Raw genomic sequence first — 23,590 nt, forward strand, 5'->3', positions numbered from 1 at the left:
TCATTTATAAACAACTTGAAAGGTTTCGTATACAATTTTAGTATCATTATTAAACACTAAGCCTAGATCTTGATAAATAGGTTGTAAAAAAGCTTGATGAGCTTGTCTCCAAAATGAAAGAGATAAGTCTCCTTCTTGTTTTGCCTGCTTAGCACTAACATTGCTAAAATCAAGAATCTCTACTGTCTTTGTTTGAATAACACAAATAGGTTCGCCATGGCTATTTAATATTACAGCATAATCATCAATTTGAGGCAAATCATCACCTTCTATCTCATAAAGAGCTAAACCTGAACTTGTGGCTGTCTTTTTTACCTCTTAATACTAAATCTGCTAACTTATCAGCTAAGATTGGAGAATTACCAAAATTATAAGCTTCAAAATCTAACTCGTCATGAATTTCATTCTTACGACAAAATTCTTGCTAATAATTAAAAATCGGATCACTCATTCTTCACAACTCCTAACTTCAAATTTTCTGTTTACCATGTCCATCTAACTGATTTAACATGGCGATAAAATGTTGAAATTCCTCTCCATTATGTATTTCTATTTTCTCCTCTTCTGCAGCATCTATTAAAGTTTGACCCAGACCTAAACTAGTATCTGTTAAAGCCTCTTCAATCATTACAGGAGATACTTCTTTTAACTCTTTCAATAGAGCTTGAGCATTTTTTATTTTACCTATTTTATCTAAAAATAAAAAATATTGAGTTAAAACCGGTTCTACATTTTCAAAAAATGTTCTTCCAAAAGCTAATTGAGCTGGAAATAAATCTATTAGCACATATTTAAGTGAGGCCTTTGTCCACTCTCTTGGACGCCTAGAATCAAACGTATAATGCCATTCTGTGAACATTTCAATAATAAATTCACTGTCTTCTTGCTCAGATGTCGATAAACTAGTATACCCCTCATCTTTCTTAAACAAGTTTAGCCAGTCCTCTGTATTATTCATAATATTATCTAATACTTTTACCGAAAATTCTTTAGCCATGTTTTGCACCATCCTCATATTTTAACCAACACTATTTCTTCATTGAAACATTCCTATTAGTTATTTTTTAGCATCATTGCTTTAAAATCATCTAGTCTAATATTTTCGTGTGGTTATCCTTCTACAAAATAAAATTTCTATTTTATTATATCATATTCTATAAAAGTTCGTTCAATAAAAATAACACGTTTGTTTAAATTACACAATACTAGTTAAATTTTGATGCCATTTTCATCTACAGATTTACTAAAAATATACAATAGATACATAAACTTAATACTGTCCTATTCAACTTATTCATAACTTTATATAAAATATATTTTATATAAAAAATAAAAACTTGTTAATTCATCACTTGTCATATCCTTTTACTTATTACTTTGCTTTCCTTTTATTCAAGATTGAATAATTCTTAAATAGATATAAGGAATAATGGGAGATAAAATTTGGGTGATCAAAGAAGAGGGGGCCGTTAAGCCAACCTCTTCTCATAATAACTACTATTATTTGACAACATATTCTAAAGGCTCACCTTTAGTAAAGTGAACTGCTTGCATCACAGCATCCATTGCCATTTCTTTTCTTGCCTCAACTGTAGCATTCCCCCCATGAGGAGTTAAAACTGTATTAGGAATCTCAGCTAACGCATCACTGACTTCTGGTTCGAATTCATAAACATCAAGAGCAGCTCCGGCGATTTTTTTATCTTGAAGAGCAGTCACTAAGTCCGCTTCTTTAACTAGTGGACCTCTAGCACAATTAATCCAGTAAGCTGATGGCTTCATCAAATTAAACGTATCAAGAGTAAACATATGATAATTATCCGCATTCAAATCACAATTTAGCGTCACATAGTCTGCTAAAGCCAGTCCTTCTTCTAAGGAAACTCGTTTGATGTGATTTGCTTTTTCAAATTCATTATCTGCTTTAATTGGATCTACGTAATACAAATCCATATTAAATGGTTGCATCATTTGAGCGACCATTTTCCCTACCCGTCCAAGTCCAATGATCACCATTTTCTTACCATAGACTTGATCCCCGCCTAAATAGCCGGTTACACTCCAACCAGGAAAAGCATGATTGCGCATCATCTTATCTCCTGCCAGAATTTGTCTTGATAAGGCAAGTAGTAGAGTCACTGTTTGCTCCGCAGTTGAAGCAATGGAATCAATGGTTGGTGCATTTGTCACAGTGATACCTTTTGCTTTGGCCACATCCATATCAATATTGCTATATCCATCTCCAACATTGGCGATTAATTTTAAATTTGGAGCACTTTCTATGACTTCTTGGGACACATTCACACTCACACTGCTAATTAAAACAGTCACATCTTTTACTTTTTCACATAACTGATCCTCTGTAATATGGTCTAAACTATCCCAAATAGTATAGGATAACTTATTCTCTTTTAGAACATTGATTGATTCTTCCGGTAATGGCATAGCAATAAAAATAGATGTCATCATCTTATCTCTCCTTAAGTATTTATTCAGTACACTACTGTACTGCTTATCTATATAAAAGTGTATCATCTTTTTAACTATTTGTAACTTAATGTCCTTTATTTAGAACAAAGGCTATTTTTATACTGCTTGCTTTCATATATTATGATACACTACGAGAAGCTTATAAGGCCTGAAATCACATGTTAGAAAGGATACATAGTATGAAGCAACCCATGACTTACCTTAGAATATATTTTTTGATCTATTGTTGTTTAATTTTTCCATTTTTTTATCTAAATTTGCCTATTCATTTTTTATTTATTGATTCTATATTGGCTTATGTTCCTATTGAATTATTTTTTTTATATCAGAAAAATAGCAAGCATAACAGCGCTTTGATTGTTGCATTCTTTTATTTAATTTTTTTACCAAATAATTTATATTTGATGACAGACTTGATTCACTTAAATCGAATTAATTTTTACCCTTTGACAAGTGGGATTATGACTGAAAAAAGTATTGTTTGGGTCATGTTTACTTTACTTGTGATAGGTATTTTGAGCCTTTTAATGATAGGATTTAAAACTGAATTTGTTATGCTAGATAAATTAAGGAACACATACCAATGGTCATCTATTTGGGTATTTATTTGGTACTTTTTAGGATTTATTGTATTAAGTACTGGTGTATTTTTGGGAAGATTCTTAAGATTAAATAGTATTGACCTTATTACAGAACCATCTAAAATTATAAATACGCTAGGTGGTTTGTTTTCAGTTAAAGCATTGATTTTCATTATATTATTCTCAATTATTCAAGCAGTAGCTTATGGTACTTTTAAACTTAGTCAGGCATTATTTAAATGAATAAAACCACGTAAGATCAGTATTTCCTGACCTTACGTGGTTTTTAAATTGTTTAATCAACTACCCTTATATGTCTTCTACTTATAAGAAATCATGTCTAATTATCAAGTATTGTCTAATGGATTTTCGAGCCGGATAAACACTTCAAATTCATCTAAGCCTTCCATCTCATACCCTAGAGGACCATCAATTCCTATTGGAGAATTCGTTGATTCTAAAACAAATTCTCCAAAATTAATCATCATAGGAATCAACTCATTAATAGTATTAATTAAAACTCGTGCATTTTTTATTTTTCCTAATCCGTTTAAAAATAAAAAATATTGTGTTAACACAAGCTGTGTCTGTTTAAGAAATACTTGACTAACCCCTTCTTTTTCAACAAGTGGACCAGTTATAATATCCTCTACTGAATTTCTCGTCCATTCTCTTGGTTTTCTTATTTCATGATTATAATGTAATTCTGTAAACATTTCGACAATAGTTTGTGCTTGTTTTTTTTCAGATTCAGATAGTTCTTGATAATAAGCCGATTCCTTAAAATCATTTAACCATTTTTTTGTATCATTCATAACATTTTCATATGCTCTAATCGAATATAGTTTCGGCAAAATAACATATCCCTTCATTTTTCAGAAAAAATTATATACTAAAAATATATTTAATCACATAATTTAAGATGAATCACTAAACTACCTTATCCCAAGCGAAATCCTTGCATATCGGCTCATTCTATCTGTCGTCCATGCCGGGTACCAGACAAGTTGAACATCTACTTTTTTGACTTCTTCAACTTCACTGACTGCTTGGTGGATTTGTTCGGTGATGACATCTGCTAATGGGCATCCCATTGTTGTTAGTGTCATTTTAATCACACAAAAACCATCTTCATCTAATTCTACTTCATAAATTAAGCCTAAATTTACAATATCAATCCCTAGTTCTGGGTCAATTACTGTTTCTAATGAGGCTAATATGTCTTCTTGAATTGTTTTAATTTCTTCTTCTGTCCATTTTTTTTCACCCAAAGAAAAAGCTCCTTTCAAAATAAGGTCATCTATATCTTAACTGAGAATAAGACATTTGTAAATGAGAAAGAAGGCGTGTAAAGAAACATTTAACAAATATTATGTTAGACTAAATAGACACAATATTTTAAAAAGGAGAGACATTTATGACACCTCAAGATGTATTAAATTTTTGGTTTAAAGAATTAACACCAAACCAGCATTTCGAAAAAAATGAAAAACTAGATCAAGACATTAAAGAACGTTTTTCAGAAATCCATAAGGCTATTGTAGCTGGTGAAACATATACTTGGCGCGATACGATCCATGGTAGACTTGCTGAGATTATTGTCTTAGATCAATTTTCAAGGAATATGTACCGCGGGGAAAAAGAAGCTTTTGCTTATGATTCACTGGCACTCATATTAGCTGAAGAAGCCATTCGTCAACCTGATATAGATGAGCTGACTACTCAAGAAAAGGCCTTTTTATACATGCCTTACATGCATTCTGAATCTGATTTAATTCACCAACAAGCAGAAGTCTTATTTTCAGAACCAGGTCTTGAAACATATCTTGATTTTGAAAATCGTCACTATGAGATTATCAAACGCTTTGGTCGCTATCCTCATCGAAATAACATTCTAGGACGCCAGTCAACACCTGATGAAATAGCCTTTTTAAAAGAACCTAATTCATCATTTTAAATAGAAAAAATAGACAGTTTTAAGCCTCTTACTTAAAACTGTCTAAACCTTTTATATCTTTCTGATTTTATGTCATCAACTGATTTTGATTTATAAATACCTAGCTGGTTGATAATATCACTTTTTAACTGTTCTAATATCGTTTCATGAGATAACAGACCCTCATCACTTCTTTCAGAAATAATTTTATCTATCACATGTAACTCTTTTAAGTCTGGAGCTATTAGTTTCATAATATCACTGGCCTCACTAGCCCTCAAACTATCTTTCCATAGAATGGATGCAAAACCTTCTGGGGAGAGAACCGAATAAATACTATGTTCTAGCATCCACACATCATTAGCCACAGCAAGTGCTAATGCACCACCACTACCCCCTTCACCAGTCATAATAGAGAGAATCGGTACACCTAACTGGCTCATCTCTAATAAATTTCTAGCAATCGCCTCACCTTCACCACGCTCTTCTGCTTCTATTCCACAATAAGCACCAGGTGTGTTAACTAGTGTAATAATTGGTCGATTAAATTTTTCAGCCTGTTTCATTAAGCGTAATGATTTTCTATACCCTTCAGGACTAGGTGAACCAAAATGAGTATCGATATTTTCTTCCAAAGTCTGACCCTTTTGGATACCGATTAAGGTAACAGGTTCCCCAGAAATCAAACCAATACCACCAATAACAGCTGAATCGTCTCCGTAATACCTATCTCCGTGACACTCTATAAAGGAGTCTGTGATATAATCAATAATTTCTATCGTCCTTAACCTCTTACTACTTCTTGCTAGTTGAACCACATCATGGGCATTTAGTTTAGTCAATATATTCACCACCTTGATGCATCATAAGTAATAAACCCAATCTATTTCTTAATTCTTCTCGTTTGATAATTTGATCTATAAAGCCACGTTTTAAAAGAAATTCTGCTTTTTGAAAATCATCTGGCAATGTTTGATTAATCGTTTGTTCAATCACACGTCTACCAGCAAAACCTATCAAAGCTTTAGGTTCTGATAAAATAATATCTCCTTGCATCGCAAAACTAGCCGTGACACCACCTGTTGTAGGATCTGTTAGAACTGTTATATATAATAATCCTGCCTCACTATGTTGTTTTACAGCACCTGAAATTTTAGCCATTTGCATTAAAGAGATAATTCCCTCCTGCATCCTAGCTCCACCAGATGCAGTGAATAAAATCACAGGTAACCCTTCTTTTGTAGCCTCTTCAAAAAGACAAGTGATTTTCTCCCCAACAATTTGACTCATACTTCCCATAATAAAATGACTATCCATAATACCAATGTAAGTCTTATGACCTAAAATAGTTCCTCGTCCAGTGACAACAGCCTCATCCAGTCCTGTTTCTTTTTTAGTTTGTTCTATCTTATCTGTGTAACCTGGAAAATTCAAATGGTTTTTAAAAGGCAAGTCTTTAAAAAGCTCAAAAAATGAATTGTCATCAAGTGTCACCTCAAGTCTTTCTGCTACACTCATTCTAAAACCATAATTACAATGGCTACATGTTTTAAAACGACTTAATTCTTTTTTATGATGAACTCGTTTACAATTCGGACATTTTTCCCACAAACCATCTGGTACTATGGGTTTTAAATGATCAGATGATGCAGGTGCTAATGGAGTGATACGTATGTAATCTCTTTTTTTAAATAACCCCATTTTTCTCCTCCTTAATCTTCTGTACTAACCCAATCCTTTAAAAATAAATCTTGTAAAAATGCTGTGTCATAATCTCCTACAATCATATTTGGGTGAGATAATAAATCCATTTGAAAAAATTGGTTTGTGATTACCCCTTCAATACTCAACTCATGTAAAGCCCGTCTCATCTTAAGTAAAGCTTCCTCTCGTGTACTCCCATGAACAATCACTTTGGCAATCATGGAGTCATAAAAAGAGGGAATCATATAATTTTGATAAACAGCACTATCGATTCTAACACCTAATCCTCCGGGAAAATGAAGCTTAGTAATGACCCCAGGTGAAGGTGCAAAATTAAATTGTGGATTTTCAGCATTAATTCGGCATTCTATAGCATAACCAGTAAACTCAATTTCAGCTTGATTAATATTTAAAGGTTTGCCTTGAGCAATATCTAGTTGCCATTTAACAATATCCACTCCTGTAATCATTTCAGTTATAGGGTGTTCCACTTGAATTCTAGTATTCATCTCCATAAAATAAAAATGACCACTCTCATCTACTAAAAATTCAATCGTTCCAGCACTTTCATAAGATACAGCAAGACTAGCCTTTACCGCTGCTTGAGCTATTTTTTGTCTTAAATTATCACTTAAAGAAAAAGCTGATGCTTCTTCTAAAACTTTTTGATTTTGCCTTTGCAAAGAACAATCTCTTTCTCCTAAGTGGATGACATGACCATACTTATCCCCTAATACTTGAACTTCAATATGTTTAGCTGGGTAAATAATTTTTTCTAAATACATTTGATCATTCCCAAAAGCAAGTCGGGCCTCTGATTGAGCTGATAGAAATTGCTCTTGTAACTGACTTGCATCAAATACTTTTCTAATTCCCTTACCACCACCACCAGCAGCAGCTTTTAACATTAAAGGATAACCAATTTCCTTAGCGATTCTTGTTGCTTCAGCTAAATCAGATACCTCCCCGTCACTACCTGGAATAACAGGAACCTCTGCTTCTATCATTAGCTTTCTAGCATTAATTTTATTCCCCATGGCTTCAATTATTCGAGATGATGGTCCGATAAATTCAATGGAGCATTCTTCACACATCTCTGCAAATAAACTATTTTCTGCTAGAAAACCAAAACCTGGATGAATAGCCTGAGCACCGGTTGTGATAGCTGCACTTAAAATATGATGCATATTTAAATAAGAATCACTCGCCTTATCAGGACCGACACAAACCGATTCGTCAGCTAGCTGAACATGTAGAGCATCTTTATCTGCTTCTGAGTAAATAGCAACTGTTTCAATCTCCATCTCCTGACAAGCTCTAATAATTCTAACTGCAATTTCTCCTCTGTTGGCAATCAACACTTTATTAAACATATTAAGCACCAATAATAAAAGTCATTAGAGCTTCACACACTTTTTTACCCTCAACAGTAGCTGTCGCTCTACCAACCCCAATATTCCCTTTTTGCTTGATAATTTCCATCTCCATAATCAACACGTCTCCAGGAACAACTTTTTGACGGAATTTCACCTTATCAATACCACCTAAATAGCCTGTTTTACCAACAAATTCTTCACTCTTTAATAAGGGAATAGATCCTGTTTGAGCTAAGGCTTCTAAGATTAAGACACCAGGCATCACAGGCTCACCTGGAAAATGTCCCGGGAAAAATTGTTCATTATAAGTCACATTTTTAATTGCCTTCACATATTTTCCAGGTTCTAACTCAACCACTTTATCCACCATCATAATTGGGTATCTGTTTGGAATGATTTCCATAATTTCTTGTACATTTAATTGCATTTATTTCTTCCTGCTAAACAATGGTTAATAAAGTTTGACCAAACTCAACCATATCTTCATTACCGACTAAAATATCTTGTACTATACCTGCTTTATCACTTTTAATTTCATTCATAATTTTCATCGCTTCAATAATAAATAACGTATCACCAACTTCTATCTTGTCACCTTTTTTCACAAATTCAGGGTCTCCTGGTTGATTCTGAGTATAGATCACACCCACAATAGGAGAGGTAATGCTTTGTACCTCAACGAAATCTTCTGATTTTTCCTGATTAAGCAGTATTTCTTTATTTGAAATAGGGACTTCCTCTTGTTGTATTAGAGGTTGCGTCACCACAGTATTTCCAGTTATTTTTTTTGGTTCATTATGCTTACTTAAATAAAGGGATAATTCAGGAATAGAAAGGTCCATTTCATTAATATCACTGTTTTGAAACTGCTCTATTAATTTTTTTATTTCCTCAATTGACATCTACTCACCTCGCCATTTTTTCATCGCAATGACTGCATTATGTCCACCAAAACCTAAAGAGTTACTCAATGCGTATTCCACTTCTGTTTTTCGACTATTAGTTGGGACATAATCTAAATCACACGTTTCATCTGTTTCTTCTAAACCAATCGTTGGTGGGATGACATTATCTCTTAAGGCACTTAAACAAGTAATAGCCTCAATAGCACCTGCTGCACCAAGTAAATGTCCGACCATGCTTTTTGTACTTGATATAGGAATATCTTTAGCATACTCCTTCATCGCATACTTAATCGCTGTCGTCTCAGCCCCATCATTAGTAGGTGTACTTGTCCCATGAGCATTGATATAACTAACCTCGCTTGCAGTAATACCAGCTTCTTCCATAGCTAAAGTCATACATTTTCCAGCACCAGATCCATCTGGATTAGGACTTGTGATATGAAAAGCATCACAATTACTCCCGTAACCTACAACTTCTGCATATATATTAGCCCCACGATCTTTAGCATGTTCTAATTCTTCTAAAACTAACACACCACTACCTTCACCCATAACAAAACCATTACGTTCTTTATCAAATGGAATGGAAGCTCTATTTGGATCATCACTCGTTGATAAGGCTGTTAAAGAGGCAAAACCTGAAATACCAATTTCACAAATCGTTGCCTCAGCACCACCTGCTAAAATAATATCTGAGTCACCATGCTTGATATTTCTAAAAGCTTCTCCAATAGCATTTGTAGAAGAAGCACAAGCTGTGACAACTGAAGTACAAATTCCTTTAGCGCCAACTTTAATCGCAATATTTCCTGCCACCATATTACCAATTGACATAGGAACAAAAAAAGGTGCTACGCGTTTTGGACCTTTTTGATTCATACGAATGACTTGATCTTGGATGGTTTTCATACCCCCAATACCTGAGCTGACTATAACACCAAATCGGTCAGCATCTATGTCATTAATGTTAATATGGCTATCCTCAACAGCCTGAACAGCTGCTGCAATACCATAGACAGAAAACATATCCATTCGCTTGACTTCTTTTTTCTCCATATATAAAGTGGGGTCAAAATCTTTTACTTGAGCTGCCACATGAATACCAGTTTGTGTGGCATCAAAGTTTGTGATTGGACCAATACCGTTCACACCACATTTTAAATTTTTTATAAAATCATCTGCTGTGTTGCCAATTGGCGTGACTGCCCCAATACCTGTAATAACGACTCGTTTCATCTTGTTCCTCCTAAGCATTCATTACCATACCACCATCAATATTGATAACTTGACCTGTGATATATGGCTATTTTGCTAAAAATAATACCGCTTCGGCTACATCACTTGTTTTCCCTAATTTTTTTAATGGAATATGGGCAAGTGTATTATCTATAACAATATTAGATAACCCATGTGTCATATCTGTTTCAATAAATCCCGGAGCAACGGCATTACATGTAATACCTCTTGGTGCTAACTCTTTAGCTACAGATTTAGTTAGTCCAATAACGCCAGCTTTACTAGCAGCATAATTTGATTGACCAATATTGCCAGTTAAACCGATCACACTTGATACATTAATAATGACACCTGAACGTTGTTTTAGCATGATTTTAGATGCAAAATGAATAGTGTTAAATGTCCCTTTTAGGTTAACATTTATCACATCATCAAAATCTTTTTCACTCATTCTCATAATAAGATTATCTTTGGCAATACCGGCATTGTTAATCAAAATATCCACAGAACCAAATACCTCTTTTGTTGTTTCAATTAACTCTTTTGCAGTATCAAAATGACTCACATCACCCAATACAACTAGGACTTTTGATCCAGATTTTTCTAATTCTTGAATAATATCTTGAGAAATATCTTTTCTAGCATTTGATACGATATTGGCTTTTTCACGAGAAAAATATTTTGCAATATCTAAACCGATACCTCTTGAACTTCCTGTTATAATGACTGTTTTATTGTGTAACACTATGACACCCACTTTTCTAGTTTTTTCTTCAATTGCTCAAAACTTTTAACACTATCAACATGTTGTACATGAATAGAAGCATCAATTTTTTTAATAAATTGACATAAAGACTTTCCAGCGCCGACTTCAATTAATATATCCACACCTTGCCTCTTCATCTCATTGATACACTCTTCAAAATAAACAGGTGATTGCATTTGCATATTTAAATGTTCTGCTAAATCAATGTGTTGATCTAATATTTTTCCGTTAATATTAGTTATTAGTGGTATACTCATATTCTTGATTTCTTTTTTCCTAACTTCTTTTTCAAAATCATTAGCTGCTTGACTCATTAATGATGTATGAAAAGGGCCACTTACATTTAAGCGAATGACACGTTTAGCACCATTTTTACTAAGATATTGTTCAGCTTTTTCTACAGCTTTAGTGTGTCCTGCAATCACTGTTTGAGCTGGCATATTGTAATTAACTGCTTCAACAAGACAGTTAGGTTGACTTATTTCTTGGCAAATGTTGTCAATTAACTGCCTATCTAGTCCCAAAATAGCACTCATTGCTCCAACACCATCTTCAACTGCTGTTTCCATTAATTCTCCACGTTTTTTTACTAATACTAAAGCATCTGAGAAAGTTAACATGTTACTTTCAACTAAAGCACTGATCTCCCCTAAACTTAAACCAGCTACTATTCTTGGCGTTAAATTAAGTTCCTCACGCATCATGCGAGATATACCAATACTCATTGTTAAAATAGCTGGTTGTGTATACTTTGTCTGATGAAGCCTATCATTTTGAGTAAATAATAACTCAAGCATATCCAGATTCAAAATACGACTTGCTTCATTTATCGTTTCTTTAAAGACATCTGAATACTCATATAAATCTTGACCCATACCATTAAACTGACTACCTTGACCACTAAATACAAATCCTATTGTCATCATGTTAACCTCTATACCCACTCAAAGTACCTTTCTTTTAATACTTCTTTTGTTTCTAACATTAGTTCTTGAATAATATCACGACAGCTTTGTTGATCTGTTTTTATCATTCCAGCAATTTGACCTGCCATCATAGAGCTATTTTTTGTCTCCCCATCTATCACTGCTCTTTTTAGGGCACCTTTTCCAAGATCTTCTAAACGATCAAAATTAGGATTTTCTTTGCCACCTTCTTCACGTTCTGCTTTTTCAAATGTTTTCGTTAGCCTATTTCTTAATCCGCGGACAGGGTGTCCTGTTAAAAGTCCTGTCACAACAGTATCAATGTCTTTAGCTTTTACAACTTTCCCTTTGAAATTATCATGAGCAATGGATTCTGTAGAAACTAAAAACCTTGTCCCAAGCTGAACAGCATCAGCACCTAGCATCAAAGCAGCCGCAACACCGCGTCCATCTCCAATTCCTCCAGCAGCAATAACTGGTATACTGACAGCATCAACAACTTGTGGCACTAAGGTCATTGTCGTTGATTTACCAATATGACCGCCACCTTCCATTCCTTCAACAACAACAGCATCAGCACCCTCTTTTTCCATTCTTCTAGCTTGAGCTACTGAGGCGACAACGGGTATGACAATAATTCCCGCTTCTTTAAATCGTTTCATATATTTTCCAGGAGAGCCAGCACCGGTTGTTATCACCTTAACTTTTTCTTCAATGACTAAATCCACAATGTCCTCAACAAAAGGTGACATTAACATGATATTGACACCAAAAGTGTTTGAAGTCATCCCTCTTGCTAAATCAATTTTTTCTTTAATAATGTATTTAGGAGCATGTCCTGATGCAATTAATCCTAAACCACCTGCGTTAGAAACAGCACTTGCTAATCCTTCTTCTGCTACCCATGCCATGGCACCTTGAAAAATTGGGTATTTAATATCTAATAATTGACATATTTTTGATTGTTTCATTGGCTCAACCTTTCTCTTTTAAAAAAATAGCTAGAGTAATTAACATTACTCTAAGCTATTTTTATTTATTATTTGCTATTTGATTGTCCACAAAAGTTACTAAATCTTGAACAGTCACTAACCCCTCGTCAGTTTCAATTTTAACGTTATCATCTTCAAAGGCGTCCTCAATATCGTTTAGTATTTGGAATAAATCTAAGCTATCTGCTTCTAATTCTTCACGAAAGTTTGTGGTTAATTGTACCTCGTCTTCTTCTTTACCTAATTGATCCACAATAATTTCTTGAATTTTTACAAAGGTTGACATAATAATTCCCCCCGATAATTTTAAATTTTTCTGTTTAAATATTAATTAATAAGCTCCCCCAAGTCAGCCCTGCTCCGTAACCAGTGAAAAGGATTTTTTGATTCCTACCTAGCACTAACTCTTTCTTATCTACTGACTCTGATAAGAGTAGAGGAACAGAGGCTGATGAGGTATTACCGTAATATGCCACATTGGATAAGAATTTTTCTTTAGGCATATTTATTTTTTTGGCTAATGCATTTAACAAGCGCTGATTAGCTTGGTGGGCTAATACAAAATCAATGTCTTCATGTTCCAAGCCACTTTCTTTTAGTGCTTGTAACATGTTTTTTGATACGTCTCTTAATACAAAGTCAAAGATTTGTTTACCATTCATCAATAAATATGGAGATTGGTTGTGAACTATTTTAAAAGGATTAGACCTATTACTACTTAATCCGTGTAGAGCTTCATACCTATTACCATCAGACTGTATTAGTTCACTGATAAAATTAGGTGTAGATGATATATTTTCAACTAACACACCAGCTGCTCCGTCTCCAAATAAAACAGCAGTTCCTCGGTCTGAATAATCTATTAGATTAGACATCACATCGACACCAATAACCATTCCTTTTTGATATTTCTGACTTAATAAAAATTTTTCAGCCACAGATAAGGCATAGATAAATCCAGAGCATGCAGCATTAATATCAAAACAAAATGCTTGAGTTAAACCCAGCCCATCTTGTACTAAACAAGCAGTCGATGGTGTCGCCTCATCTGAGGTCATAGTAGCTACAATAATAAAATCAACATCCTTTGTATTTGCTTTTTGAAGTAGAATCTTGCCTACTTCAGTAGCTAAACTAGAAGTGCTCTCATCTATAGCTACTCGTCTTTCTTTAATACCTGTTCTGGAATAAATCCATTCATCACTCGTATCTAAAATGGCTTCTAAATCACTATTGCTGACTACCTTAGTCGGTAGAACATGTGCGACTTGTGTGATTTTAGGATAAAGCATGCTGTTACTCCTAACTTTAATAGTATTGTTTCAAGAACTTATGAAGGCTACCTAACCCTTTCATTAAAGCCTCTTTCTCATCTTGGCTCATCTCTTCTAATGCTGCTTTTACCATACTTTTGTGAAAATGTTGATGCGCCCGGTAAAATAACCTTCCTCGGTTAGTTAATTGCAACCTGACAATTCGTCTATCTTCTTCACTCCTAACACGTTCTACATAACCTTTTTTAACCAAATTATTGATTGCCACAGTCAAAGTTCCTACAGTGATTGACAGTGATTTTGCTACTTCACCAGTTGTTCTTTTTTCCCTCATACCAATTGCTTCGATAGTATGCATTTCTTTAATCGATAAATCTGAAAAGTCACCTTTTTTTAATTCCGTTTCTTCAATCGTCAAAATATCATTAAATACCCTGATTAATTGATCGTTAACTAAATCTATGTGCTTATCCATTCTTATATACCTCTTTCTCGAATTGTTTGATAATCAAATCATTTGATATTCAAACTATATACAAAACTCATTTTAAATGCAAGCCTTTTTTAAATTAATTTTTTCTAATATTGACAAAAACATGTGATAACCCTTGATTTAACAATAAAAAAAAAGAAAAGAAATTAACTCATTTCTTTTCTTTCAGCTTTAAATTTCTTCTGATCATCCTGACTCCAAAACTGTCCATAAACATTTTGAGTCGGTAAAATATTAATAAAAGCATTAGCATCTGCATTATAGACAGCCTGTTCTAAATCATATAATTCATAACGAGAAATCACCATCATAATAACTGAGACATCTTTTCTTGTATAAACACCTTTACCAGGCAACATCGTCATACCGCGAACAATTTCCTGTTGAATAGAAAAAATAACTTCTTCTGGTTTTCCAGTCATAATAAAAGCAGTGACTTTTTGGTGACTTGTGTGAATTTTATCCACCACTTGAGTCGTACAAAAAATTGAAATAATGGTATAAAGAGCAGATTCCCAACTAAAAATAAAGCCGGCAGCTGCAATAATGAATAAATTAATCATAAACATTAAAGAACCCACTGAGCGCCCTGTCGTTTTTGACAATACTAAAGAAACAATATCCATACCACCAGTACTAAATCCATATTTCATCGTCATACCAACAGCAATACCTGTTAATACCCCACCAACAATAGCATTCATTAAAGGATTATCGGTCACTTGGGACTCAGGTATAAAAATTGTCATAATCGTTACAGATAGCACTGTCAATAAACTTAAAATCGTAGAAGATTTACCAAGCTTAATCCAACCTAAAATGGCAATGGGGATATTTAAAATGAAGATTAAAATCCCTGTCCCAATATTAATACCAAACATCTCACCTAATGTACTAGAAATTAACTGAGCGATACCATTGACTCCAGCTGAAAAGACATTAGCTGGGATTAAAAACATATTTAATCCAACGGCAATTGCCAAACCTGTAAAAATTATAATTAAAATTTGCTTAAATAATTCATTTTTACGATATGCTTCTGTAATATTCCCCACAAAAACATCCTCCTTACCTTCACAACTTATTTTGTCATAAACCCTTGAGATTCAATATCTTCTTTAGCTCTCATACGTTTTAATGGTTTTCTATTCATAGATTGACTCACTTGATTAGTGAAAGAATCGACTCTTTTACTTGTATCTCGTAAATCATAATACTCAGTTACTGATGCATCATAATCAACAAGTTCTTTTGTGTAATTATCAAACCTTTTATAAGTTTCTTTATGAAACATCACATCTTTTTTTAGACGAGGTTTCAATTGTGGCTCTTGATCTGGGTAACCCATTGCTAAACCTAAAACTGCAAAAGTAAGTTCAGGTAAATCTAACAAGTCAATCACAGCTTGATTATCATTTAAAATACTTCCTAAAAAGACCGTTCCAAGACCTATACTCTCAGCTGCTAGGTTGACATTTTGAGCAGCTAAAATAGCATCAGTTGAAGCAGACATGTAGCGTTCCATATTATGTAAAATAGCTGTGTCTTGATGATGTTCTTTTGCAATTTGCTGGTTACGGTACTGATCAGCTATAAAAATAAAAATATGACTAGCTTGTGCAACATAAGGCTGGTTACATATCTTTGCTAATTTTTCTTTCTTTTCTTTTGACTCAAGACAAATGATACTATAAGCTTGTAAAAAATTACTAGTGGCGGTGTGTCTTGCCACATCTACTAATAAATCAATCGTCGAATCAGTTATCTTTTCCGTAGTGAATTGACGAATACTCCTGTGATTTAATTGCGTTTTGATTGTTTCATTCACATTAAAACACCCTTTCATTTCTAAAAATAATACTATCCACAGTATAACATTCCTTTTTTAAAAAGATACTAAAATCTAGCACAAAAAAATCAGTCGCTTCATGCAAAGCGACTGAATTATTACTACCTAACTTCAATACCTAAATCAGCTATTAAAGCTCCTTCTATCTTAGCCATGACACTTGTGATATCTTCATCGACTAGTGTTGCCGCATCATTTCTGAATATTAATGAATAAGCCAGTGATTTTTTATCTTCACCTAATTTTTCACCAGTATACAAGTCAAATAATTGAATCGATGTTAAATATTTACCACCTTTACTTTCAATCACATCAATAATTTGTTGATGAGTCACTTCCTTATTAGCAAGTAATGCGATGTCACGCTTAATTGAAGGGTATTTTCCAACTTCTTTATAAGAGATAGTTTCTGGAACGGATTCAAATAATAATTCCAAATCAATTTCAGCGACATAAGTTTCCTTTAAATCCATCTCTTTACTCATCCCTGGATGAACTTGACCTAAAAATCCAATATGAGTATCGCCAATTAAAATATTAGCTGTACGTCCTGGGTGCATCTCTTTCATATCACTTGTTTGAGCATAACGAACTATCTCTGTCATTCCTAAGAAATTAAAGACACTTTCTACCACACCTTTTAATGTATAAAAATCAACAACCTCTACATTTGTTTGCCAATCTGCCTTGTTCCAAACACCTGTCATAGCAATACCTAAATGTTTGCTCTCTTTTGGCAATTCAGATTTATTAGACCAATCAAAGACATTTCCTACTTCATATAAAGCAACACCTGAAGCTTTTCTAGCCATATTATAAGCAACATCTTGTAACAAGCCACTTGTAATACTTTGACGCAAGACAGAATGCTCCTCACTCATTGGTAAATCAAGCTCTACGACATTAGCCTTATCAACAGCAAATTCTTTTGCCAAAATTGGTGTTGTTAGAGCATAACTAATCGCCTCAGTTAAGCCTTCATTTTCTAGTAAATGACGAATTGAACGTAGTGTTTGTTGTTCAAACGTTAACTTACCAGGAAGAGACTCTCCACTTGGCAGAGTTGATGGTAAGTTATCATAACCATAAATACGAGCAACCTCTTCAATTAAATCAGCTGGAATTGTAATATCCCATCTACGTAGAGGAATTGTTACAGCAAATAATTCATCTGTTAAAACAACTTTAAAGCCTAATTGATTAAAAATGGCCTCTACTTCTTCTAGAGATAAAGTTGTTCCTAAAGATTTATTAATTTTAGTCAATGTAATCTCAACGGTTGGTTCAACAGGTTTTTCTCCTTCTACTAAAGCCTCACCAGTGACCACAGTTCCCCCACTAAGTTCTGCCATTAAATTAGCAGAAAATTCGCTAGCATCACGAATTACTGACCAGTTTAAACCACGTTCAAAACGACGACTAGATTCACTTGATAAACCTAAACGACGAGCTGTACGACGGATTAAAGTAGGTTCAAAGACAGCTGTTTCAAGGGCTACAGTTGTCGTGTTATTTGTAATTTCAGTATCCATTCCACCCATCACACCTGCTAAGGCAATGGCTTGTTTACCATCTGTGATGACTAAATTATCAGGAGTTAGCGGACGTTCTACTTCATCAAGAGTTGTTAGCATCTCACCTTCAATTGCTCGCCTAACAAAAATTTCTTTTTGTTCCAATTTATCATAATCAAAGGCATGTTGAGGTTGACCAAATAATAATAAGGTGTAATTTGTAACATCAACAATATTATTAATCGGGCGAATCCCTTCATTCATCAGCCTAGTTTGTAACCACATTGGACTTTCTTTGACTGTCACATTTTTAATGACACGCATGCCATAAGAAGGTGTATCTTCTTCGTTTTCAATGCTTACTTTAACACAATCCTCAATGTTAACTGTCGCATCTTCTTCTATAGAAATTTTTGGTAAGTTTAATTCTCTATTGTAAATGGCAGCAACTTCATAGGCTACACCAATCATACTTAGAGCATCTGCTCTATTTGGTGTAACAGATAATTCAATGATCGCATCATCCATAGCTAAATAAGGATACACATCATCTCCTGGCACTGCCTCACTTGGTAACACATAAATACCATCTGCATATTCTTTTGGAACTACACTGGCAGATATCCCTAATTCATCAAGAGAGCAAATCATACCAAGAGAAACTTCCCCGCGCATCTTACCTTTTTTAATTTTAACATTACCAGCAATTCTTGAGTTTGGTAAGGCTACTATCACATTTTGTCCTGCTGAAATATTAGGTGCCCCGCAAACAATTTGGTAAGGCTCATCTTCACCAACATCGACTTGACAAATTGATAAGTGATCACTATCTGGATGCGGCATACAATCTAATACATGGCCGACTACAATTTTCTTTAATCCCTCTTGTGGAATTGTAATATCTTCTACTTCAATTCCAGAACGAGACATCTTATCTGATAATTCTTCTGGGGAAATCCCCTTTAAATCAACTAATTCTTCTAACCATTTATATGATACTAACATCTGATTACCCCTTTACCTTAAATTGTTCTAAAAAGCGAATATCATTTTGATAAAAATTACGAATATCATTCACGCCATATTTCAGCATAGCAACACGGTCTGGTCCTAAACCAAAAGCAAATCCACTATATTTTTCAGAATCTACTCCTGACATTTCTAGAACACTTGGATGAACAATTCCTGCTCCTAAGATTTCAATCCAACCAGTGTGTTTACAAACATTACAACCCTTACCACCACACTTAAAACAGCTAATATCTACCTCAACAGAAGGTTCTGTGAATGGGAAGTAACTTGGACGAAGACGAAGTTTTCGGTCTTCACCAAATAGTTTTTTAAGTAATACTTCAAGTGTCCCTTTTAAATCAGCCATAGTGATGTTCTCATCAATCACTAACCCTTCAATTTGATGGAACTGATGTGAATGAGTCGCATCATCACTATCACGACGATAGACTTTACCTGGACTAATCATACGAAGTGGTGCTTTTGTAAAATCATGTTTCTCCATTGTGCGAGCTTGGACTGGTGATGTATGAGTTCTAAGTAGCATATCTTCAGTTATGTAAAAGGTATCTTGCATATCACGAGCTGGATGATCTTTTGGTAAGTTCATTCGCTCAAAGTTGTAATAATCTTTTTCAACTTCATAGCCTTCAATAATTTCATAGCCTAGACCTAAAAAGACATCTTCAATTTCTTCCATAACTTGAGTTAAAATGTGTGGTGTTCCATTATTTAACTCTTTACCAGGTAAGGTAACATCAATTGTCTCATTTAAGAGAGCTTCATTCATCGCTTTTGTCTCTAACATTTCTTTTTTCGCTTCAAGTGCCTCAGTTAATGTATCACGTACCTCATTAGCTAAACTACCTACAACAGGTCGCATCTCAGGTGATAGATCTTTCATACCACGTAAAACTTCAGTCATTGACCCTTTTTTACCTAATGTGCTCACACGAATAGTATTTAACTCATCTAGTGTTGTTGCCTGCTCAATTTTAACTAATGTCGTACTTTTTAATGACTCTAATGTTTCTTTGATCTCCATATTTTCCATCCTTTCTCATAAAAAAAAGACACCGCTCCGTGTAAAAGGAACGATGTCTCGTGGTACCATCCAAATTTCATACTAAAAAGTATCTCTCTTTGTTAACGATGGCATCACCGGTTTGCTTAGCAAACAACTAAGGAAGTGAACTTCACTTAACTATTTTTCAACTTGCTTTCAGTCTACGACAAGTCTCCCTGATGAAAAATGGCTTAAGTTACTCTTTTCCTTTAACGTTTTTTATTTATTGTCATCAGTCTACAAGAAAAATGACAACTCGTCAAGGCTACACTGTTAGCCAGTCCTCGCCCCACTTTTGAATTTCTAGCATGACAGGTCTTAAGGCTTGGCCTTTCTTTGTTAAAGAATAATCAATTCGCTTTTTCTCTGTTGGATGCTCTTTTCTTATTACAACTTGTTTTTCTTCTAATTCTTTTAATCTCTCTACAAGAACCCTATCACTTACTTCAGGTATTTTATTAGCTAATTCAACAAAACGTTGGGGACCATCTTCTAATAACACATCAATAATCAAACCATTCCATTTTTTTCCAAGAATTTCAAATGTCTTCTCAAATTTTGGACAAATCTGAAATTTTCTTTTTTCGCATGGATTCATCATTTTCCCCTCCTTACTTATTTATAGTATAAAACAAAAAGCTGACAAAGGCTATCTGTCAGCTTACACTTTTATAGGTGAATCATATGTGAATAGTTTCCTGCTTTTTTCTTAAATTTTTGGTAAAGCGGTTTAACAACTTCTTCACAAGCACAGTATTTATCCACTAAAGTCACAATATAACTTTCTTTGTACTTCGGTGGGGCAATGGTTGCACCAAACATGTGCTTCACAATAATATCTTCTTCTAAAGGTGAAATATCTGTTAATTTTTTTGCATTCTCTAAAGCTATTCTTGGATGAACATAAGCATGAGTTCCCTCACCCATCTTTGTATCTCGCCAGTCATAATAAAACAAGTCATGTAAAAGACCAGCTCTAGCTGTGGCACGCTTATCACCACCAAATTTTTTAGCTAATAAGTAACTTTTATAAGATACTTGAATTGAATGATCTAATCGATTGGAGTAATGGTGTTGGGTAAATTCTTTTAACTTTTGGACATCTTCTGTATAAATTAAGTCTTCAACTAATGCAATGTATTCATCATCATTTTGCCATTTTAAAGTCATCGTATCACTTTCCTTCTATAAGCCCTAACTTCTCCAATTCCTCACTCATCATAACAATTACAATTAAGCTTGTCGACATTTAAGAATGAAATTAATAATTTTATAATATTTAAAGGACTAAAAGTGAAACATAAGTATACCAGCAGCGACCGCTACGTTTAAAGATTCTGATAGACCCTTCATTGGGATATAGATTTTTTTATCTACAACTGCTAGAAGTTGTGGTGATACACCTTGCCCTTCATTTCCCATGATAATAGCTGTTGGTGTCTGTCTATTTAGCTCTTTAAATGACATAGCTTGTGAATCTAAAGCAGAAGCGACAACTAATAATCCCTTTTCTCTCGCTTCTTTTGTCCACCTCACTAAATCAATGTGTGACAAAATATTAATATGAAATTGACTACCTTGCATAGCACGCTGTACTTTAGAGGCATATAAATCGGTCGTGCCTATACCTAAAACAACTGTTGAAAATCCTGCTGCATCAGCCGTTCTAATCATTGTTCCTAAATTACCTGGGTCTTGAATGTTATCTAGAAGTAAATAATGTTGTTGTGTATCTAATATATCAAACTCTTGTTGCTTCTTCACAACAGCAATTATTTCTTGGGGTGTTGGTAATTCTGATAAGTCTTTTAATAATTTATGAGGAATAATCACACATTTTTCATCCTCAATTCTAGAAATCAATTGACTATACTTAATTAATCCCTCTTCAGTTGTGATAATCCAAGCAATATCTGCATGATAATCAAGTGCTTCCTCAACAAGATGCTCACCTTCAATCAAATAGGTTTGTGTCTCATCACGAAATTTCTTTTTATGTAATTTTTTTATTTGTTTCATCCACTGGTTAGATGCTGATTCAATTATTTTCATCAAAACCCTCCTAATTCTCCTGTATTATATCAGATTTTTATAAAATTTTACTGTTTAAGTTTCTAAAAAACGCTATAATAAGCATAAATATAAAGAAAGGATGCATATAAATGAAAATTTCAATGACTGTCTACGGACGAGTTCAAGGTGTTGCATTTCGCTATATGACAAAACTATTAGCTGATGAGCTAAATATTTATGGTATTGTGACAAACCAAATAGATGGCAGTGTTTATATTGAGGCCAATGGTGATAAACTAAATATTCAACAATTCATTGAAGAAGTCAAAAAATCTCCGGCACCAATGGGTAGAGTTGATGATTACAAAATTAATTTCGATCCTGATTTTAAAGACTACACGTCATTCAAGATTGTCTAGAAAAGGTAATTTATTCATAAAGTGATTGAATTATCAAATATAATTCGATATAGTATATCATATGTAGATTTTCAGATATTAAAGAAAAGGAAGAACCAAATGAAAAATTTAAAACGTTTTATGATTAGCTCGGGACTTTTTAGTCTTTTAGTTTTTTTATCAGGGTGTGTGAAAACAGACTCAACAGGAAAACCAACAGGAGAAGGATTTATTTATAACTTTTTAGTAAAACCAATGAGTAACTTGGTTACCTTTTTCGCTGAAAATTGGGGGTTAGGTTTTGGTTGGTCCATTGTCTTGCTGACTTGTATTGTTCGCTTGATTATTTTGCCTCTTGGCTTAAATCAAATGAAAAAATCAATGGTTCAACAAGAAAAAATGGCTGCTATCAAGCCTCATATGGATGCTATTAATCAAAAGATGAAAAATGCTACTTCACAAGAGCAAAAAATGGCTGCTCAAATGGAATTACAACAACTTTATAAAGAAAATGATATTAATATCATGGGCGGTATTGGGTGTTTACCTTTATTAATTCAAATGCCTATCTTTACAGCACTCTTCTTTGCCGCAAAAGTCACTCCAGGTATTTCTGAATCTGTCTTTTTAGGAATTAATTTAGGAAAACCAAGTATGCTACTAGTTGCTCTTGCTGGTATTAGTTATTTCTTACAAAGTTATATCAGCACAATTGGTATGAGCGCTGAGCAGAAGAAACAAATGAAGATGATGAGTTTTATCTCACCAATTATGATTATCTTCTTCTCATTAAATGCTCCAGCTGGCGTGACTCTTTATTGGGTAGTCGGTGGTATTTTTGGGTGTATCCAATCTCTTATTACAACTCTTTACCATAAACCAAAAGTAAAACGTGAAATTGCTGAACATTTTGAAAAAAATCCAGTTAAGGTTGTCACTCCAACAACAAATAAAGACGTGACACCAAAGAAAGCTGTACAAAAACAAACAAATAAACAAACAAATGGGCGTAATGTTGGAAAGCAACAGCGTAAATAGTTATCAAAAAAGAACTGACAAT

28 protein-coding genes and 1 other annotated feature are annotated in these 23,590 nt (G+C 33.9%); of the genes, 4 read left to right on the plus strand and 24 right to left on the minus strand.

Going from position 1 to position 23,590, the window contains the following annotated elements; translation table 11 throughout:
- From VSF34_RS05670 to VSF34_RS05680, 3 genes are all read right to left on the minus strand, one after another.
- Entirely contained in the window at positions 1-258 is a 258-nt protein-coding gene (locus VSF34_RS05670) for an ASCH domain-containing protein (protein ID WP_326716392.1), read from the minus strand.
- A 211-nt stretch (positions 259-469) separates the two neighbouring features.
- Complete coding sequence (locus VSF34_RS05675; protein WP_326716393.1) at positions 470-1,009, minus strand: hypothetical protein; 540 nt, start codon at positions 1,007-1,009, stop codon at positions 470-472.
- Between the two features lie 491 nt (positions 1,010-1,500).
- A complete protein-coding gene (locus VSF34_RS05680; protein ID WP_326716394.1) occupies positions 1,501-2,469 on the minus strand; it encodes an NAD(P)-dependent oxidoreductase in 969 nt (322 codons plus the stop codon).
- Between the two features lie 212 nt (positions 2,470-2,681).
- Between VSF34_RS05680 and VSF34_RS05685 the strand changes: the two genes are divergently transcribed.
- Complete coding sequence (locus VSF34_RS05685; protein WP_326718034.1) at positions 2,682-3,314, plus strand: DUF1361 domain-containing protein; 633 nt, start codon at positions 2,682-2,684, stop codon at positions 3,312-3,314.
- A gap of 104 nt (positions 3,315-3,418) precedes the next feature.
- Here the strand turns inward: VSF34_RS05685 and VSF34_RS05690 are convergent, their stop codons facing one another.
- Positions 3,419-3,886 carry a hypothetical protein gene (locus VSF34_RS05690; protein WP_326716395.1) on the minus strand — a complete coding sequence of 156 codons (468 nt, stop codon included), beginning with the start codon at positions 3,884-3,886 and terminating at the stop codon, positions 3,419-3,421.
- A gap of 120 nt (positions 3,887-4,006) precedes the next feature.
- Positions 4,007-4,342, minus strand: coding sequence for a metal-sulfur cluster assembly factor (locus VSF34_RS05695; RefSeq protein WP_326716396.1), 336 nt, complete (start codon positions 4,340-4,342; stop codon positions 4,007-4,009).
- 146 nt (positions 4,343-4,488) lie between these two features.
- On the opposite strand from VSF34_RS05695, the gene VSF34_RS05700 reads away from it, so the two are divergent.
- A complete protein-coding gene (locus tag VSF34_RS05700) occupies positions 4,489-5,028 on the plus strand; it encodes a DUF924 family protein (protein WP_326716397.1) in 540 nt (179 codons plus the stop codon).
- Positions 5,029-5,060: 32 nt separating this feature from the next.
- On the opposite strand, the gene accA is transcribed toward VSF34_RS05700, so the two are convergent.
- From accA to VSF34_RS05795, 19 genes are all read right to left on the minus strand, one after another.
- On the minus strand, positions 5,061-5,849 hold the full coding sequence (gene accA / locus VSF34_RS05705; RefSeq protein WP_326716398.1) for an acetyl-CoA carboxylase carboxyl transferase subunit alpha: 789 nt from the start codon (positions 5,847-5,849) through the stop codon (positions 5,061-5,063).
- Positions 5,842-6,708 carry an acetyl-CoA carboxylase, carboxyltransferase subunit beta gene (accD, locus tag VSF34_RS05710; RefSeq protein WP_326716399.1) on the minus strand — a complete coding sequence of 289 codons (867 nt, stop codon included), beginning with the start codon at positions 6,706-6,708 and terminating at the stop codon, positions 5,842-5,844. Before accD ends, accA begins: the two co-directional genes overlap by 8 nt.
- Positions 6,709-6,719: 11 nt before the next feature.
- Positions 6,720-8,084, minus strand: a complete 1,365-nt coding sequence (gene accC, locus VSF34_RS05715) for an acetyl-CoA carboxylase biotin carboxylase subunit (RefSeq protein ID WP_326716400.1) — start codon at positions 8,082-8,084, stop codon at positions 6,720-6,722.
- Position 8,085: 1 nt separating this feature from the next.
- On the minus strand, positions 8,086-8,514 hold the full coding sequence (fabZ, locus tag VSF34_RS05720; protein WP_326716401.1) for a 3-hydroxyacyl-ACP dehydratase FabZ: 429 nt from the start codon (positions 8,512-8,514) through the stop codon (positions 8,086-8,088).
- A 13-nt stretch (positions 8,515-8,527) separates the two neighbouring features.
- On the minus strand, positions 8,528-8,989 hold the full coding sequence (gene accB / locus VSF34_RS05725; RefSeq protein WP_326716402.1) for an acetyl-CoA carboxylase biotin carboxyl carrier protein: 462 nt from the start codon (positions 8,987-8,989) through the stop codon (positions 8,528-8,530).
- Positions 8,990-10,228: a beta-ketoacyl-ACP synthase II gene (fabF, locus tag VSF34_RS05730; RefSeq protein ID WP_326716403.1), complete on the minus strand. Its 1,239-nt coding sequence runs from the start codon at positions 10,226-10,228 to the stop codon at positions 8,990-8,992.
- 67 nt (positions 10,229-10,295) lie between these two features.
- Positions 10,296-10,976: a 3-oxoacyl-ACP reductase family protein gene (locus VSF34_RS05735; protein WP_326718035.1), complete on the minus strand. Its 681-nt coding sequence runs from the start codon at positions 10,974-10,976 to the stop codon at positions 10,296-10,298.
- Positions 10,973-11,917, minus strand: a complete 945-nt coding sequence (gene fabD, locus VSF34_RS05740) for an ACP S-malonyltransferase (protein ID WP_326716404.1) — start codon at positions 11,915-11,917, stop codon at positions 10,973-10,975. Before fabD ends, VSF34_RS05735 begins: the two co-directional genes overlap by 4 nt.
- Positions 11,918-11,928: 11 nt before the next feature.
- Positions 11,929-12,891 (minus strand): enoyl-[acyl-carrier-protein] reductase FabK, encoded by a 963-nt coding sequence (fabK, locus tag VSF34_RS05745; protein ID WP_326716405.1) that lies wholly within the window; start codon positions 12,889-12,891, stop codon positions 11,929-11,931.
- A gap of 61 nt (positions 12,892-12,952) precedes the next feature.
- A complete protein-coding gene (locus tag VSF34_RS05750; protein WP_326716406.1) occupies positions 12,953-13,198 on the minus strand; it encodes an acyl carrier protein in 246 nt (81 codons plus the stop codon).
- Between the two features lie 34 nt (positions 13,199-13,232).
- On the minus strand, positions 13,233-14,204 hold the full coding sequence (locus VSF34_RS05755; RefSeq protein ID WP_326716407.1) for a beta-ketoacyl-ACP synthase III: 972 nt from the start codon (positions 14,202-14,204) through the stop codon (positions 13,233-13,235).
- A gap of 16 nt (positions 14,205-14,220) precedes the next feature.
- Positions 14,221-14,661 carry a MarR family winged helix-turn-helix transcriptional regulator gene (locus tag VSF34_RS05760; protein ID WP_326716408.1) on the minus strand — a complete coding sequence of 147 codons (441 nt, stop codon included), beginning with the start codon at positions 14,659-14,661 and terminating at the stop codon, positions 14,221-14,223.
- A gap of 164 nt (positions 14,662-14,825) precedes the next feature.
- Positions 14,826-15,734, minus strand: a complete 909-nt coding sequence (locus VSF34_RS05765) for a YitT family protein (protein WP_326716409.1) — start codon at positions 15,732-15,734, stop codon at positions 14,826-14,828.
- Between the two features lie 26 nt (positions 15,735-15,760).
- Positions 15,761-16,507 (minus strand): NADPH-dependent oxidoreductase, encoded by a 747-nt coding sequence (locus tag VSF34_RS05770; RefSeq protein WP_326716410.1) that lies wholly within the window; start codon positions 16,505-16,507, stop codon positions 15,761-15,763.
- 122 nt (positions 16,508-16,629) lie between these two features.
- On the minus strand, positions 16,630-19,047 hold the full coding sequence (gene pheT / locus VSF34_RS05775) for a phenylalanine--tRNA ligase subunit beta (RefSeq protein ID WP_326716411.1): 2,418 nt from the start codon (positions 19,045-19,047) through the stop codon (positions 16,630-16,632).
- Positions 19,048-19,051: 4 nt separating this feature from the next.
- Entirely contained in the window at positions 19,052-20,098 is a 1,047-nt protein-coding gene (gene pheS, locus VSF34_RS05780; protein ID WP_326716412.1) for a phenylalanine--tRNA ligase subunit alpha, read from the minus strand.
- Positions 20,099-20,140: 42 nt separating this feature from the next.
- Positions 20,141-20,341 (minus strand) — a binding site (T-box leader).
- 43 nt (positions 20,342-20,384) lie between these two features.
- The gene (locus VSF34_RS05785) at positions 20,385-20,717 is read right to left on the minus strand and encodes a winged helix-turn-helix transcriptional regulator (RefSeq protein ID WP_326718036.1); all 333 of its coding nucleotides are present in this window, start codon (positions 20,715-20,717) and stop codon (positions 20,385-20,387) included.
- 71 nt (positions 20,718-20,788) lie between these two features.
- The gene (locus VSF34_RS05790; protein WP_326716413.1) at positions 20,789-21,289 is read right to left on the minus strand and encodes an HD domain-containing protein; all 501 of its coding nucleotides are present in this window, start codon (positions 21,287-21,289) and stop codon (positions 20,789-20,791) included.
- 117 nt (positions 21,290-21,406) lie between these two features.
- Positions 21,407-22,171 (minus strand): TrmH family RNA methyltransferase, encoded by a 765-nt coding sequence (locus VSF34_RS05795; RefSeq protein WP_326716414.1) that lies wholly within the window; start codon positions 22,169-22,171, stop codon positions 21,407-21,409.
- Positions 22,172-22,281: 110 nt separating this feature from the next.
- Between VSF34_RS05795 and VSF34_RS05800 the strand changes: the two genes are divergently transcribed.
- Both VSF34_RS05800 and yidC read left to right on the plus strand, forming a co-directional pair.
- On the plus strand, positions 22,282-22,551 hold the full coding sequence (locus VSF34_RS05800; RefSeq protein WP_326716415.1) for an acylphosphatase: 270 nt from the start codon (positions 22,282-22,284) through the stop codon (positions 22,549-22,551).
- Between the two features lie 99 nt (positions 22,552-22,650).
- Positions 22,651-23,568, plus strand: a complete 918-nt coding sequence (gene yidC / locus VSF34_RS05805) for a membrane protein insertase YidC (protein ID WP_326716416.1) — start codon at positions 22,651-22,653, stop codon at positions 23,566-23,568.
- Positions 23,569-23,590: the final 22 nt, after the last annotated feature.

Origin of the sequence: Vagococcus jeotgali (genome assembly GCF_035918315.1) — a bacterium.
Lineage (GTDB): Bacteria > Bacillota > Bacilli > Lactobacillales > Vagococcaceae > Vagococcus > Vagococcus jeotgali.

Excerpts from the sequence above, each read along its gene's own strand:
- fabZ (WP_326716401.1), bottom strand. The coding sequence starts at position 8,514 with ATGCAATTAAATGTACAAGAAATTATGGAAATCATTCCAAACAGATAC.
- yidC (WP_326716416.1), top strand. The coding sequence starts at position 22,651 with ATGAAAAATTTAAAACGTTTTATGATTAGCTCGGGACTTTTTAGTCTT.
- VSF34_RS05680 (WP_326716394.1), bottom strand. The coding sequence starts at position 2,469 with ATGATGACATCTATTTTTATTGCTATGCCATTACCGGAAGAATCAATC.
- VSF34_RS05760 (WP_326716408.1), bottom strand. The coding sequence starts at position 14,661 with ATGGATAAGCACATAGATTTAGTTAACGATCAATTAATCAGGGTATTT.
- pheT (WP_326716411.1), bottom strand. The coding sequence starts at position 19,047 with ATGTTAGTATCATATAAATGGTTAGAAGAATTAGTTGATTTAAAGGGG.
- accB (WP_326716402.1), bottom strand. The coding sequence starts at position 8,989 with ATGTCAATTGAGGAAATAAAAAAATTAATAGAGCAGTTTCAAAACAGT.
- VSF34_RS05790 (WP_326716413.1), bottom strand. The coding sequence starts at position 21,289 with ATGACTTTAAAATGGCAAAATGATGATGAATACATTGCATTAGTTGAA.
- fabF (WP_326716403.1), bottom strand. The coding sequence starts at position 10,228 with ATGAAACGAGTCGTTATTACAGGTATTGGGGCAGTCACGCCAATTGGC.
- VSF34_RS05800 (WP_326716415.1), top strand. The coding sequence starts at position 22,282 with ATGAAAATTTCAATGACTGTCTACGGACGAGTTCAAGGTGTTGCATTT.
- VSF34_RS05685 (WP_326718034.1), top strand. The coding sequence starts at position 2,682 with ATGACTTACCTTAGAATATATTTTTTGATCTATTGTTGTTTAATTTTT.
- accC (WP_326716400.1), bottom strand. The coding sequence starts at position 8,084 with ATGTTTAATAAAGTGTTGATTGCCAACAGAGGAGAAATTGCAGTTAGA.
- VSF34_RS05785 (WP_326718036.1), bottom strand. The coding sequence starts at position 20,717 with ATGAATCCATGCGAAAAAAGAAAATTTCAGATTTGTCCAAAATTTGAG.
- VSF34_RS05750 (WP_326716406.1), bottom strand. The coding sequence starts at position 13,198 with ATGTCAACCTTTGTAAAAATTCAAGAAATTATTGTGGATCAATTAGGT.
- fabD (WP_326716404.1), bottom strand. The coding sequence starts at position 11,917 with ATGACAATAGGATTTGTATTTAGTGGTCAAGGTAGTCAGTTTAATGGT.
- VSF34_RS05690 (WP_326716395.1), bottom strand. The coding sequence starts at position 3,886 with ATGAATGATACAAAAAAATGGTTAAATGATTTTAAGGAATCGGCTTAT.
- VSF34_RS05700 (WP_326716397.1), top strand. The coding sequence starts at position 4,489 with ATGACACCTCAAGATGTATTAAATTTTTGGTTTAAAGAATTAACACCA.
- pheS (WP_326716412.1), bottom strand. The coding sequence starts at position 20,098 with ATGGAGATCAAAGAAACATTAGAGTCATTAAAAAGTACGACATTAGTT.
- VSF34_RS05755 (WP_326716407.1), bottom strand. The coding sequence starts at position 14,204 with ATGCTTTATCCTAAAATCACACAAGTCGCACATGTTCTACCGACTAAG.
- fabK (WP_326716405.1), bottom strand. The coding sequence starts at position 12,891 with ATGAAACAATCAAAAATATGTCAATTATTAGATATTAAATACCCAATT.
- VSF34_RS05675 (WP_326716393.1), bottom strand. The coding sequence starts at position 1,009 with ATGGTGCAAAACATGGCTAAAGAATTTTCGGTAAAAGTATTAGATAAT.
- VSF34_RS05795 (WP_326716414.1), bottom strand. The coding sequence starts at position 22,171 with ATGAAAATAATTGAATCAGCATCTAACCAGTGGATGAAACAAATAAAA.
- accD (WP_326716399.1), bottom strand. The coding sequence starts at position 6,708 with ATGGGGTTATTTAAAAAAAGAGATTACATACGTATCACTCCATTAGCA.